Here is a 13,632-nt window from a genome sequence, read left to right as displayed (position 1 = left end):
AAGATTATCGCATGAATGACCTAGCATTAATATGTGGGGAGTATTTGACGCTTACTTATAAATGGGAATACTGGCTGAATTTCGTAAATACTGGCTCGATATTAATAATACCAGCCGAAGTTTAAAAAAACTGGCCAAAACACAGGGAATACTGGCCGAATATACAAAATACCGGCCAAACGTATTTTTTAACCACTTTTAAGTACCTTTTTCAGATTATCCATATCCAAACTATACCTCCTATCTTTGTACGTTCCAGCAACGGGTAAATTCATACCCCGAAGTATTTTCGATGTAATGGAATCAGATTCAATTCCGAGAAACGATCTGAATTCAGCATTCGAAATCGTTGGTGAAACAAGCAATAAATAGTCCATCAATGTGTAAATATGCCCCACGTAAAAGAAACCTCTTTACAGAGGGGACAGATCCACCTTCCTTTTTTTCGCTTCATAGATAACTTTTTACACGATAAACACTGCACCCCAAGAAATAAATCCGATTTATCAATTCCATAAATTTTTAAAACGTCTGGTTCTCTTGGTTTATCTTGTTTTAGTAGTTTATTTTTTAGCTGCCTTATTTGCTTTGAGTCTAACACTGTGTGAGGGTACAGAGCACGAGCGTCATTTATTTTGTTCGGAATGATTTGGGATTTACATACTTTTTCAAAAATAGATTGGTTATCAGGAGACGTTTTTAGAATTGTAGAGGGGTTTGTAAATACAACAAAGTTTACTAAAGGAATATTTGTGAATCCATTTTTTTGCAACCATTCATTCAATTGCGTAACATGACGGTTACTTTGTTGAATGGGACATGGAAAAGCTTTTTCCTTACCATCGAGAGTCTGAATCATTTGATTCGTCTGTTTGTCAAAAAAGATAGTACCGGAAGTATTTTTTATTTCTAATAGAAAGATGCAGTGAGGAGTTAGTAATAAAGAATCGATTTGGAAGAATAATGCATTTTTGAATGGTAGGCGTAAACCAGGAAAGTGGAGATAATCAGTTGCAGTTAAGAAATTGAGGTCGTACTCGATGGATTGTTCACCACGAAAGCCAGATTTATATTTTCGCAAGTCATCTTCAATCTGATTACGACGTTGATGATTAACTGGCAACCGTATTAGCAAAGCTTCTAAAGCGGAAATAATTGCAGGTAGTTGCCTTTCTTTTGTTTTCATTTATGTCACCTCTTTTTAGTTGAATACAGTACTATTCAAGAAGGAGGGGTTAAAATCCTGCTTTTTAGTTTTAAAAAGTTGATTATAATAGATTATAGATATGAAAATACGTTTCTCAAACAAATACTGGCGAAATTTTCAAAATACAAGCCGGATATCAAAAATACTGGCTATATTGAAAAAATACCAGCCAATTCACATGAAATACTGGCTGAATTCCAAAAATACAAGCCAACCAAAAAATTCAAGCAATCCAACACCATCCTGCCTGACATACAAAAAAACCCGGGCACCATCATCAGTGCCCGGACTCTCATATTTTAAAACATACTCGTCGAATGCTTTGGTTGCAATCTAGCTTTCGGATCAATATACGCTTTCGCATTATTAATCGCTGTTGGACCTTCGCCAAATCCAGTGGCAATTAGTTTAACTTTTCCTGGATATGTACAAATATCTCCTGCTGCGTAAATTCCAGGGATGTTGGTTTCCATTTTTGAGTTAACGACAATGCTGTTCTTTTCAATTTCTAAGCCCCATTCCTTAATTGGACCAAGCGATGAAACAAAGCCGTAATTACAAATCACAGAGTCAACATCTAATACAACTTCATTATCGCCTTTAACTTCTTCTAAAATAAGCTGTTCAATGCGATTTGTACCTGTAATTCCACTTGGAGCGTAAGGTGTCAAAACTTTAACACTAGACTCCATTAATTTTTCCACGCTATGTTCATGTGCTCTAAATTTATCTCTACGATGTACTAGTGTTACGCTTTTCGCGATTGGTTCTAGCATAAGCGACCAGTCAACCGCGGAGTCTCCTCCACCAAGCAGTACGACATTCTGATCTTTGTACTGACTCATGTCTTTTACATGGTAGTGTAAGTTGATGCCTTCAAATTGGTCGCATTCACCAACGTTAAGACGACGTGGTTGAAATGCTCCGTTTCCGGCTGTAATGATCATTGTCTTTGTATAATGCACTTCTTTATCTGATGTTAACTTAATTGTGTTATCGTCTAGACGTTCAACCTTCTCAACAGCTTGATTCAACACAATCGTCGGATCAAACATGTTTGCTTGTTCTTCTAAGCTATCAACAAGTTCTTGCGCACCGACTTTCGGAAATCCAGCAATATCATATATATATTTTTCTGGATACAAAGCAGTAAGCTGCCCACCAGTATGTGGTAAACTTTCAATAATTTTAACACTTGCTTGCCTCATTCCACCATAAAAGGCAGTGAACAAGCCAACTGGACCTGCACCTATAATGGTAACATCGTACACTTTATCTGACATGGTAAATTCCCCCATTAAACAGTTTCAATTTTCCCATCATGCCTATATTATCACAAAAAGACAGGCTATGTGTATTTTTGATAACAAAAGCGATAAAATTACGAAAACATTAAATTTTATAACATAAAATTAAGGGTTGAAAGTATAGAGAAAAGGGGCTAAGATTGTTTTTAGACATTTACATTACGATTATGTGACAAAATAATACATAATTCGACTCTTTTTTTATGCAATCATTCGTGAAATATGTCACAAACATCGTAATACATGATAATGTACGAAATTAAAAGATGGAAGTGATGAGAGAGATGAGTAAGCCTAATATTGTTATTTTAGGTGCCGGGTACGGTGGGATTATGACTGCAGTTAATCTGCAAAAATCTTTGGGGGTAAACGAAGCAACTATTACATTAGTTAACAAGCACGACTATCATTACCAAACCACTTGGTTACATGAAAACGCTGCTGGAACATTGCATCAGGATCGTACACGTATTGCAATAAAAGAAGTTATCAACATGAGCAAAGTAAATTTCGTCAAAGATACAGTAATTTCTATTAAGCCAGAAGAGAAAAAAGTAAAGCTTAAGGGTGGAGAGCTGAGTTATGACTATTTAGTAGTTGCATTAGGCTTTGAAGCTGCTACTTTTGGTATCCCTGGTCTTGATGAGCATGCGTTCAAAATTGGTAGTATTAATAGTGCTCGTTTGATTCGAGAGCATATTGAATATAATTTTGCTATGTACAATAATGAAAAGGAACCGAACGACGCCCGACTAAATATCGTTGTTGGCGGTGGTGGTTTCACAGGCATTGAATTCGTTGGTGAATTAGCAAACCGTGTTCCTGAGCTGTGTAAGGAATATGATATTGATAAGAACAAAGTTCGCATTATTAATGTTGAGGGTGCGCCAACCGTTCTTCCAGGATTTGATCCTGATCTAGTTGAATATGCAATGAATTCATTAGAAGCACGTGGTGTTGAATTTATAACTGGAGCGATGCTGAAGGAATGTAAACCAGACAGCATTGTATTTGAAAAAAATGATAAGCTTGAAGAAATTCCAACCATGACTACAGTTTGGGCTGCCGGAGTTCGTGCTAACTCTATTGTTGAAAATTCAGGATTCGAAACGAACCGCGGTAAAATTGAAGTTCGTAGTGATATGCGTGCTCCAGATTATGATGATGTATTTGTTGTCGGTGATTGTGCACTGATTATGAATGAAGAAAGTGGTCGTCCGTTTCCACCAACTGCCCAAATTGCTATCCAAATGGCTGAAGCTGTTGCACATAATGTGAAAGCAATTGCACTAGGAAAAGGTGAAGTGGAAAGCTTTGAACCAAAGATTCTTGGTACTGTAGCATCATTAGGGCATGACGATGCGATTGGTGTTGTGTTAAATGGTCGCAAGATGTTTGGTTGGAAAGCAACTGTAATGAAAAAAGTAATCGATAATCGCTACCTACTAAAGCTGGGTGGACCAGGACTTTTATTTAAAAAAGGTAAGTTTAATATTTTTAATTAATTTTTCCGAGCAAAGGCAAAGTTGCTGCCTTTGCTTTTTCTACGTTTTCCGATAAAATATAACATGTGATTATGACTGTACGAGGGAGGATACACAGTGATTCAACTTATCATGTCCATCTTACTCTTTTTAGTAATATTTTTTGGACTTGCATTTATACTAAACATGCTTTTACGTAGAACCTGGTTAATGGCATTTATTTATCCGTTTGTCGTATTAATAATTGTTGATGATATTTCTACTGGATCTTATTTTACTGATCTTTCGGGATCACTCTCGATAGCATTTACTAAATTAATGGAAGTTACCCCAGTAGATATTATTATTTTAAGTTCAGGATTTATTGGAACGATTATTTCAGGTTTCGTTATAAAATTTTTGAGAAAAAGCGGATATCAAATGTTTTAGTCTATAGAGCGTTAACCATTTTGGGAAACGCTCTTTTTTCATATTCTAAAAAATTTCAGAATTCTTCTTGACTTTTTATCATATCGTATGTAATATAGCTTTTAACATTTAAATATGAAATTTTTCTTATCCAGAGAGGTGGAGGGACTGGCCCTTTGATACCTCAGCAACAGGTTTTTAAAACACTGTGCTAATTCCAGAAGCGTAACGCTTGAAGATAAGAAGAGAACTAGTCTGGTGACCAACCCTCTTCTTATATAAGAAGGGGGTTTTTTCGTGTGAATAATACATAGCTTGTTCGAAATCAAACGGCGTAAAAATTTGAATGAAAGAGGGAATTGAAATGACGGTTACTTTAACAAAAGCACCTTTTCGTGCAGATCATGTGGGAAGTTTATTACGACCAGAAAGCATACATGAAGCAAGAAAACAATTTAAAGAAGGCGTAATCAATGCTGTACAGTTACGTGAAGTTGAAACGAAAGAAATTAAGCGAATTGTTGACAAGCAAATTGAAGTAGGACTTGAGGCTGTTACAGATGGTGAATTCAGACGTTCTTGGTGGCACTTGGACTTTTTGGAGCACTTAAATGGTATCGAAGGATTTGTCCCTGACCAAGGCTATGTTTTTCAAGGTGAAGAGACGGAAAGGTATAATATCCGGAATGTTGGTAAGCTATCATTTAATGCGAACCATCCGTTTATCAACGACTTTATCGAGTTCAATGAGATCGTTGACGGGCGTGCTGTAGCCAAACAAACGATACCAAGTCCAAACCAGTTGTTTCACTTAGGTATTCGTGACTCGAAACTTTACCCGACATTAGAAACATATGCAGATGATATTGTTCTTGCTTATCGGGAGGCAGTTAAAGCATTCTACGAAGCAGGCGTACGTTATTTACAATTTGATGATGTATATATTGCCGGACTAAATGCGGACAGTCTTGCCCCTTATGAACCAGGTTACTCAAGACAGGAATTAATAGATTTAGCACTCCATGTAATCAATAGCGTATTGGAAGATAAACCTGATGATTTAGCTGTTACAACGCATTTGTGCCGTGGAAACTATAAATCGACATGGGCATTTAAAGGGAGTTATGCACATATTGCACCAACACTACTAGCAAAGGAAAAAGTGGACGGATTTTTCTTAGAGTATGATGATGATCGTTCCGGTGATTTTAAGCCGTTAAAACATGTACCAAATGATGGAGCAAGGGTCGTTGTAGGGACGATTACATCAAAAAGTGGTGAACTAGAAGATAAAGAGAAAGTAATAGAACGAATAAAAGAAGCATCTAAGTATATTCCTTTAAGTCAACTATGTTTAAGCCCGCAATGCGGATTTGCTTCCACACATCACGGAAATATTTTAACGGAAGAACAACAATGGGATAAATTAAAGTTCATCGTTGATATAGCAAAAGAAGTTTGGAAGTAAGACAATTTTATAAATAATGGGGAGGAATAATAAATGAGCGAACAAAAAGCTAACTACCAATTGGAAACAATTTTGTTACACGGGGGACAGGAGCCTGATCCGACAACAGGCTCCAGAGCGGTACCAATTTATCAAACGAGTTCCTATGTATTTGATAATACTGATCATGCACAGCAATTATTTGCGCTTCAAGAGCAGGGTAATATTTATACACGCATTGGCAATCCAACTGTTGATGTTCTTGAAAAGCGAATTGCATTGTTGGAAGACGGTGTAGCAGCTGTAGCAACATCTTCCGGAATGGCAGCGATTGCTTTAGCAATTTTGAATATTGCTGGAGCAGGGGACGAGATTGTTGCATCAGCCAATTTGTATGGTGGCACGTATAATTTGTTTTCCACAACGCTTCCGAGATACGGCATTCATGTAAAATTTGTTGATCAATCTGATCCAGAAAATTTTAGAACAGCCATTACTCCAAAAACAAGGGCGGTATTTGCTGAGACTATCGGAAATCCGAGCTTAAATATTCTTGATATAGAAGCGGTTGCAGGTATTGCGCATGAAGCGGGTGTACCATTAATCATTGATAATACGTTCGCAACACCGTATGTATGTAAACCAATAAACTATGGAGCAGACATCGTTGTTCATTCAGCAACAAAGTGGATTGGCGGTCACGGGAATTCCATAGGAGGCTTGGTTGTAGATAGTGGAAAATTTGATTACAATTCGGAAAAATTCCCTGGATTCACAGAACCAGACCAAAGCTACCATGGTTTGCGCTATGCCACTGATCTTGAAGGTGTAGCATTCATAACAAAACTCCGGGTCCAATTGTTACGTGATCTAGGGGCATGTCTTAGTCCATTTAATGCATTTTTATTACTACAAGGGCTTGAAACACTCCATTTAAGGATTAAGGAACATAATCGGAACGCGGAACAGATTGCTCGTTATCTAGTGAATCATCCAGGAGTGGACTGGGTTACGCACCCGAGTTTAGAAAATCATCCTTCCCACGAAACGGCGAAAAAATATTTTAATGAAGGATTCGGATCGATTGTGAATTTTGGTATCAAAGGAGGAAAGGAAGCTGGACGTACCCTTATTGATAACATCTCACTGTGGTCCCACCTTGCAAATGTTGGGGATGCAAAATCGCTTATTATTCATCCTGCAACAACTACCCATCAGCAGTTAGGTGATGATGAATTGAAAACAACCGGTGTTACACCAGATCTTGTTAGGCTTTCAGTTGGTATCGAATCTATCCGCGATTTGATTGAAACACTTGATCAGGCAATATCTATTGCGACAAGTCTTGAAAAACAGAAATTGTAATACGGAGGATCTCGATGAAACATACGAACATCAATACAGCGGCTGAACATGGCACTATTCAAATGGCTTCACTAACACTTGAATCCGGACAAAAGTTGAAAGACATCTCAATTGCCTTTGAACGTGCGGGTTCAAAGGAAGCTCCTGTTTTGCTCATTTGTCATGCATTGACTGGAAATCACATTACAGTTGGAAGTGAAAAACAGCCTGGATGGTGGTCTGGGCTTGTCGGTGAAAACAAGTGGATTGATACCTCGCATTGGCAGGTTATTACGATGAACGTGCTTGGCGGTTGTAGCGGCTCAACCGGACCAGTTAGTATAAATCCGGCGAATCAGTGTCCGTATCGTGCTGACTTTCCATTAATTACAGTACGTGACATTGTTAAAGCACAGTATCAAGCGCTACAGTTGATGAACATTAAACGTGTTAGGGCAGTCATAGGTGCTTCACTTGGAGGTATGCAGGTTTTGGAGTGGGGGTTACTGTATCCTGATTTTGTCGAGAAACTTATTCCGATAGCTGTGACTCCTTATTTAAGTGACTATGCGATATCATACAATGCAGTTGCTCGAACAGCAATTACTACTGATCCAGCATGGTGTAATGGATATTATGATTCCGAAAATCCACCAGCAAATGGATTAGGAATAGCTCGAATGATCGGGATGATCACGTATCGGTCGGCAGAACTTTATAATGAAAGATTCGCACGAAAGCAAGTAACATCTTGTAAATCAGGGCTTGAGAACCATACATTTGAAATAGAGTCATACCTCGATTATCAGGGAAAGAAGCTTGCATCAAGATTTGACGCAAACAGTTATCTATATTTATTAAAAGCGATGGATAACTATGATATAGGGCGGAATAGGGGCGGATGGAAACAGGCACTCGAAAATTTGCACGTTCCTATCCATGCTTTTGCATTTAAAGGAGATTTGTTATATCCGCCAGAAGAGGTCAGGAAGCTAGTGCACAATCCAAAAGATTTTTATGAAATTGATACAAATTTTGGTCATGATGGATTTCTTGTAGAATACGAAAAGTGGGGGCCGATTTTAAAGGAGTGTTTACATGACGATTAAAGTAGCATTGTTGGGTCTTGGAACAGTTGGCAGCAGCGTCTATAGGGCAATTCATACACATCAACAACAGCTACAACAAGTTCTAGGTACGGAAGTTGAAGTTGTTGGCGTACTTGTTAAAAATTCAAGTAAGCCACGGTCAATTGGTAAGAACGTTATGCTTACAACACAGTTAGATGACATTCTCTCAATTCCACATTTGGATATAGTTGTCGAAGCAATCGTTGGCCGAGATCCAGCAAAAGATTACATCCTTCAATTTTTAGAAAACAGAATACATGTTATCTCAGCTAACAAAGAACTAATTGCCCATGAAGGCGAAAAGCTTATTGAACTAGCAGAACGAAATGGTGTTAAATTCGTGTACGAAGCGGCAGTTGGTGGTGGTATTCCAGTAATTCGAACGATTAACCAGTTGCTTCGAATTAATCGAATTGTAAAAATCGAAGCTATCTTAAATGGAACCTCCAACTATGTGTTAACAGAAATGCGTAATAAACATATCTCTTTTCAAAAGGCATTAGCAAATGCTCAACAAGCTGGTTACGCTGAAGCAGATCCAACGAATGATGTAGAAGGATGGGATGCATTTTACAAGCTAATGATTCTTAGTCAATTGATTCATGGTACACAACCAGTGTGGGGTGGAGTGGAAAGACTAGGGATTACACAGGTGTCACAACAAGATTTCAGAGAAAAAGCAACTGAAAGTAAACGTGTTAAACTCGTTGCTTCATTAGAAAAAATTGATGGTCAACTAAATGCTAGTATTAAACCTCTGGACCTGGACGAACAACATCCACTGTTTTCTATAGAAGGTGTAGATAATGCAATTCATATCAAAACGGATCTTCTAGGTGAGCTTCTTTTAAAGGGTCCTGGAGCAGGTGGTAACCCAACAGCTAGTGCCATCATCGAGGACTTAGCGGAGATTTGTTTACTAGAAAAACATATTCGAAAACCTTTACGTGTAAACTAAATAGGCAACCATATTAACTCATATTAGCTAATAAACCGAATAGCCATGTCAACTAGCATACCAATGCATAAAGATTGGTATGCTATTTTTCTTGATTTGATAAATGATACCATTAATAACTTACGTATGATAGCTATTAGTACGGTGTTTTTCTGATTTTTTTATAACGTCAGAAAGTTATGGTAGACCTTATAAGAAAAACTTCGGCACTCGCTATTAAGGACGAGGCGAATGTCGAGTTTTTCTAACGGTTGTGCATAATCAACATAAATTAGAAAAGAATAATGGAAGAAAAAAGTTAATAAGGAGTGTGTGCAAGATGGGTGAATTCAGTCATTTTAGATTTGGACAAAAGGCTCCAAATAATGGTGTATATATGGAAATTGGCGAAACAGGCAGCATGGTAAAGGACCCAAAGATTATTAAACTAAAGGCAGGAGAAAAATTCCCGCAAAATTCAAATCATGATCGTGTGTGGACTTTAGATAAAAACTAATTAAAGGGGCTATCCTTACTCGGACGGCCCTTTTTACAAGATTTTAACTAGAGATTTCGTATTTTCTGAGTATATTAATTATTAAATTGGTAACACTGTGCAGGTAGGTAGTTATTTATCTTATAACAAACAAACCGTTAAATAAAAATTTTAATGCTACCAATGAGGTGTTATCAATGAAAACAGCAAACTTTTTACGAAGAAGTGCAATGGTTCTATTATTTTTCACTGCAGTTTACGCAACATTATCATCCATTTCAAACATAACTTTCAAAGATGTTCATGTTTGGGCGGAGCAAAAGTCTCAAGAGTTTACTCCTTTTGTAGGGGAGACTGTTAATCAACGAGAAACGGCCTTAAAAGAAAAAACGTTGAATTTAGAAAAAGAACAAAAACGATATATTTCAAGTGATGAAATAGAAGGTCCAAAGACAATTGAGGAAGCAATGAATTTTGAACAGTATCCAAGTGCTACGGTTCTTGCGACCGGTTATACAGCAGGAGTTGAATCAACTGGTAAAACGCCAGATCATCCAATGTATGGAATTACGTATTCAGGTATTGAAGTGAAAAGAGATTTGTATTCTACTATAGCAGCTGATCTGGATGTATATCCAATTGGTACGATTATGTGGATTCCTGGTTATGGATACGGTGTAGTCGCTGATAAAGGTAGCGCGATAAATGGACATAAAATCGATTTGTATTATCCAACTGTTGCTGACGTTTATGAGCACTGGGGTAAAAAAGAAGTAGAGGTTCGTATTATTAAAATGGGTGATGGATCAATTACCGAAAAAGAACTAATAAAATTAAATAATAATGAAGCATTGCAAGTATTCCGAGATCAAATTATTAAAAGTTAATGAAAAAAGATGAGCTTTAGTAGGCTCATCTTTTTTAGTAATGTCAGTAAATATAAGTTATGGTAGACCTAATAAGATAGACTCGGCACTCGCTATAAGATAGGCGAATGCCGAGTTTTTTAATATAACAAATATAGTAAAAACGCAATTCCGATACCAGAAGCACCGCCAAAGAATACTTCTATTGGTTGGTGACCAAGTAATTCTTTCAGTTCTTTACGTTTTTCATATTCAGCTTTTTGATTCCAATCCTTTGCGCCTTCCATAAAGTTGTGAAAATCCTTCATTAACTGATTTAACAGTACGGCCTGCTCACCAGCTTGCCTTCGAACCCCTGAAGCATCAAACATGATAATAATACTAAATACACATGCAACTGCAAATGTTGTAGACGTCACACCATCAACAATTCCTACTCCAGTAGATAGAGCAGCAACTGCTGCTGAATGACTGCTGGGCATACCACCAGTGCTAAAAGCGAGTCCTGGTTTAAATTCTCTTGTAACGGCAAACCGAATTGGGATTTTAACAACTTGTGCAAAAACAATTGCTGCCAATGCAGCCCATAGCGGAAAATTTAAAAATAAGTCCATGAAATGGAAATCCATCCCTTCTTTGCTTCACCTGTTGTATTTCTTAGTATATGTCATGCTAGCTGATATATATCGGTCATTTTATCACATGACTAGATAAAATTCATGGATTTGCGTTATTAGAAAATTTGACTCATCACCAAGCTTTAAGGACACGCTTATACTGATATCTTTAAAGCTATACGTTATCATAAAAAAGCCGATAGATGAATGTATCTATCGGCTAAAAAACTATTTTATTGCAGCTTCTAATGCAACAATCATCATTTCATTAAACGTAGTTTGACGTTCTTCAGATGATGTTTCTTCACCAGTTAAAATGTGATCAGATACTGTAAGAACAGATAATGCTTGACGATCGAACTTAGCAGCAAGTGTATAAAGTGCAGATGTTTCCATTTCGACTGCTAACACTTTGTACTTCGCAAGTAGTTCATTAAGTTCCTGAGCGTTATCACGATAGAATGTATCACTCGTAAATACATTTCCTACACGTAAATTCATCTCTTTCTCTAATCCAACGTCAAAAGCCTTTTTCAAAAGGTCAAAATCAGCTAATGGAGCATAGTCGATTCCGTCAAATACCATTCTGTTGATTTGAGAATCTGTTGTAGCACCTTGAGCTAATATAACGTCACGTACCTTAACGTCCTTTTGGATTGCACCGCATGTTCCAACACGGATTAATTTCTGAACATCATAGCTTTGAATTAATTCGTTCACATAAATGGATATTGATGGAACCCCCATACCTGTTCCTTGAACAGATACGCGTTCACCTTTATAGGTTCCAGTATATCCGTACATTCCCCGAACCTCATTGTACAGGGTTACATCCTCTAAAAAAGTTTCCGCAATATATTTAGCTCGAAGCGGATCACCAGGTAATAAAATTTTATCAGCAATATCATTTTTATTAGCGCCTATATGTACACTCATGTAATTTCCTCCTGTTAAATCATTTACTCCTAAATAACGTTATCACAACGTTTTCTGAAAAACAAATTTTCTATAAGATAATGGTATTTATAGATGTCAAAGTGCCTACGGGTTTACTTTTTTGTATAAAAAATGTATTGTTAAGTATTATAAAGAAGTGTGGAAAGGATGAAATTCTCGTGAAAGAACAAAAATTTACAATTACTGCTGATACTGGTGTTCACGCACGTCCAGCAACCTTATTAGTTAATAAAGCAGGTCAATTTGAATCAGAGGTTGAGGTTTCTTATAACGGTAAAACAGTTAACCTTAAATCAATTATGGGCGTCATGTCTTTAGGTGTTCCAAAAGGTGCTGAAATTACAGTTTCTGCAACTGGTTCAGACGAGGAAGATGCTTTAGCTGGTGTCGCGGAAGTTATTAAGGAGCATTTAGGTGAATAAGCCATTAAGCTAGAGAATGATAAACCTCTAGCTTTTTTCATGCGTAAGTTTACTGGGTTTTGCAAACGGATGTGCTTCATACAAATGTTGGCTTAATAGTATTTTGAGTAGTTTTTCTGTTCAAGTCCTTCTAAAGTCTTCAGAGCCTTACGGTTAAACTCAGAATCCTTAGCAAGCAGTTTCTCCTTCAGTGTATCTACTGCCATTTTTAAGGAATCTCCATATTCCATTATTTCACCATCAGACGGATGTACCGCAGGCTTTTTTACATTCATTTTTTCATTAGGAGCTAAAGCTTTTCGTTCATGAAAAAATACATCATCCACTTTCCCGGGATTGTGCAGATCTCCTTGTAAAGGATGTTTATGAACAGCTAGTACCTTAATGAGATAACGGTTGCCACGATCCTCCATTACTTCACCTATATATGTTCCTGAATTATAATGAGCCTTTACAGTTTGACCTATTTGTACGTCTGCCATAATACTACCTCCATTTTCGTAATACATATTCATTTTATCTTACTGTATTTCATCCCTAATCGACAAACGTTGCGTTCAATATGTCATATTTATGAACATCACCCCAATTGGTTTATGGAAAATCGGGAATTTGATATAATGATGTCGAAAGGCGTGAGTGCGTTATGATGGAGTTTCTTTATTTTCCAGAGGATAAGTCTGAATATATACCAGCAATTATTACATTGCTAATTTTTATGATTGGTGCAGCAATAACGATGTACTTCTTCTACAAATACTCTAAAAAAGAAGAACGTAAATTTGAAGAGCAATATTTAAAAGATGAAAAGAATAACGACGAAGAAAATCATAATGAAAACTACTAATTCTTGTATCAAGCGTATTAGTAGTTTTTTTACGCGCCAAACTCGAACGAATACATTTTTGTAATACCTTCACTTAGTGACAATCAAATTTTTTCTTAAGAGCAAAGTAAAGTATAAACGAAAAGCTGTCTAGCTACATCGCCCAGAAGCTGCCGTCATAAGC

Annotated in this window: 17 protein-coding genes and 1 riboswitch; of the genes, 11 read left to right on the top strand and 6 right to left on the bottom strand. The window is 37.0% G+C overall.

What is annotated here, in order from left to right; genetic code table 11:
- Positions 1–188: 188 nt before the first annotated feature.
- On the bottom strand, positions 189–377 hold the full coding sequence (locus ACY9Z2_RS18645) for a hypothetical protein (RefSeq protein ID WP_463611183.1): 189 nt from the start codon (positions 375–377) through the stop codon (positions 189–191).
- Positions 377–1,186 (bottom strand): nuclease-related domain-containing protein, encoded by an 810-nt coding sequence (locus ACY9Z2_RS18640; protein WP_463611182.1) that lies wholly within the window; start codon positions 1,184–1,186, stop codon positions 377–379. Before ACY9Z2_RS18640 ends, ACY9Z2_RS18645 begins: the two co-directional genes overlap by 1 nt.
- Before the next feature lie 78 nt (positions 1,187–1,264).
- On the opposite strand from ACY9Z2_RS18640, the gene ACY9Z2_RS18635 reads away from it, so the two are divergent.
- Positions 1,265–1,510: a hypothetical protein gene (locus ACY9Z2_RS18635; protein ID WP_463611181.1), complete on the top strand. Its 246-nt coding sequence runs from the start codon at positions 1,265–1,267 to the stop codon at positions 1,508–1,510.
- Here ACY9Z2_RS18635 and ACY9Z2_RS18630 read toward each other — a convergent pair.
- Complete coding sequence (locus tag ACY9Z2_RS18630) at positions 1,507–2,490, bottom strand: NAD(P)/FAD-dependent oxidoreductase (protein WP_463611180.1); 984 nt, start codon at positions 2,488–2,490, stop codon at positions 1,507–1,509. The genes ACY9Z2_RS18635 and ACY9Z2_RS18630 overlap by 4 nt on opposite strands.
- Before the next feature lie 308 nt (positions 2,491–2,798).
- Here ACY9Z2_RS18630 and ACY9Z2_RS18625 point away from each other — a divergent pair, with 308 nt between their 5' ends.
- From ACY9Z2_RS18625 to spsC, 8 genes are all read left to right on the top strand, one after another.
- Positions 2,799–4,019 (top strand): NAD(P)/FAD-dependent oxidoreductase, encoded by a 1,221-nt coding sequence (locus ACY9Z2_RS18625; protein ID WP_463611179.1) that lies wholly within the window; start codon positions 2,799–2,801, stop codon positions 4,017–4,019.
- 96 nt (positions 4,020–4,115) lie between these two features.
- Positions 4,116–4,427 (top strand): YuiB family protein, encoded by a 312-nt coding sequence (locus ACY9Z2_RS18620; RefSeq protein WP_463611178.1) that lies wholly within the window; start codon positions 4,116–4,118, stop codon positions 4,425–4,427.
- 123 nt (positions 4,428–4,550) lie between these two features.
- A riboswitch (SAM riboswitch) is annotated at positions 4,551–4,651 on the top strand.
- 119 nt (positions 4,652–4,770) lie between these two features.
- Positions 4,771–5,874, top strand: a complete 1,104-nt coding sequence (locus tag ACY9Z2_RS18615; protein ID WP_463611177.1) for a 5-methyltetrahydropteroyltriglutamate--homocysteine S-methyltransferase — start codon at positions 4,771–4,773, stop codon at positions 5,872–5,874.
- A 33-nt stretch (positions 5,875–5,907) separates the two neighbouring features.
- On the top strand, positions 5,908–7,218 hold the full coding sequence (locus ACY9Z2_RS18610; RefSeq protein WP_463611176.1) for an O-acetylhomoserine aminocarboxypropyltransferase/cysteine synthase family protein: 1,311 nt from the start codon (positions 5,908–5,910) through the stop codon (positions 7,216–7,218).
- A gap of 14 nt (positions 7,219–7,232) precedes the next feature.
- The gene (gene metX, locus ACY9Z2_RS18605) at positions 7,233–8,306 is read left to right on the top strand and encodes a homoserine O-acetyltransferase MetX (protein WP_463611175.1); all 1,074 of its coding nucleotides are present in this window, start codon (positions 7,233–7,235) and stop codon (positions 8,304–8,306) included.
- Positions 8,296–9,285: a homoserine dehydrogenase gene (locus ACY9Z2_RS18600; RefSeq protein WP_463611174.1), complete on the top strand. Its 990-nt coding sequence runs from the start codon at positions 8,296–8,298 to the stop codon at positions 9,283–9,285. The genes metX and ACY9Z2_RS18600 overlap by 11 nt, the downstream gene beginning before the upstream one ends.
- A 319-nt stretch (positions 9,286–9,604) precedes the next feature.
- Positions 9,605–9,781, top strand: a complete 177-nt coding sequence (locus ACY9Z2_RS18595) for a YjzC family protein (RefSeq protein WP_463611173.1) — start codon at positions 9,605–9,607, stop codon at positions 9,779–9,781.
- A gap of 176 nt (positions 9,782–9,957) precedes the next feature.
- Positions 9,958–10,647 (top strand): stationary phase survival protein SpsC, encoded by a 690-nt coding sequence (gene spsC, locus ACY9Z2_RS18590; protein WP_463611172.1) that lies wholly within the window; start codon positions 9,958–9,960, stop codon positions 10,645–10,647.
- Between the two features lie 119 nt (positions 10,648–10,766).
- Here the strand turns inward: spsC and ACY9Z2_RS18585 are convergent, their stop codons facing one another.
- Together ACY9Z2_RS18585 and deoD are read right to left on the bottom strand one after the other, a co-directional pair.
- The gene (locus ACY9Z2_RS18585) at positions 10,767–11,240 is read right to left on the bottom strand and encodes a divergent PAP2 family protein (protein ID WP_463611171.1); all 474 of its coding nucleotides are present in this window, start codon (positions 11,238–11,240) and stop codon (positions 10,767–10,769) included.
- Positions 11,241–11,471: 231 nt separating this feature from the next.
- Positions 11,472–12,179 (bottom strand): purine-nucleoside phosphorylase, encoded by a 708-nt coding sequence (gene deoD, locus ACY9Z2_RS18580; protein ID WP_463611170.1) that lies wholly within the window; start codon positions 12,177–12,179, stop codon positions 11,472–11,474.
- A 179-nt stretch (positions 12,180–12,358) separates the two neighbouring features.
- On the opposite strand from deoD, the gene ACY9Z2_RS18575 reads away from it, so the two are divergent.
- Positions 12,359–12,622 (top strand): phosphocarrier protein HPr, encoded by a 264-nt coding sequence (locus ACY9Z2_RS18575; protein ID WP_463611169.1) that lies wholly within the window; start codon positions 12,359–12,361, stop codon positions 12,620–12,622.
- A 92-nt stretch (positions 12,623–12,714) separates the two neighbouring features.
- Here ACY9Z2_RS18575 and kapB read toward each other — a convergent pair whose 3' ends face one another.
- Positions 12,715–13,104 (bottom strand): kinase-associated lipoprotein KapB, encoded by a 390-nt coding sequence (kapB, locus tag ACY9Z2_RS18570; protein WP_463611168.1) that lies wholly within the window; start codon positions 13,102–13,104, stop codon positions 12,715–12,717.
- A gap of 167 nt (positions 13,105–13,271) precedes the next feature.
- Between kapB and ACY9Z2_RS18565 the strand changes: the two genes are divergently transcribed.
- Positions 13,272–13,469 (top strand): hypothetical protein, encoded by a 198-nt coding sequence (locus ACY9Z2_RS18565; protein ID WP_463611167.1) that lies wholly within the window; start codon positions 13,272–13,274, stop codon positions 13,467–13,469.
- Positions 13,470–13,632: the final 163 nt, after the last annotated feature.

The organism is Virgibacillus sp. GM2-2 (assembly GCF_055329585.1).
Note: the sequence above shows the minus strand (reverse complement) of the source record. Positions and strands in the feature narration are given on the sequence as shown.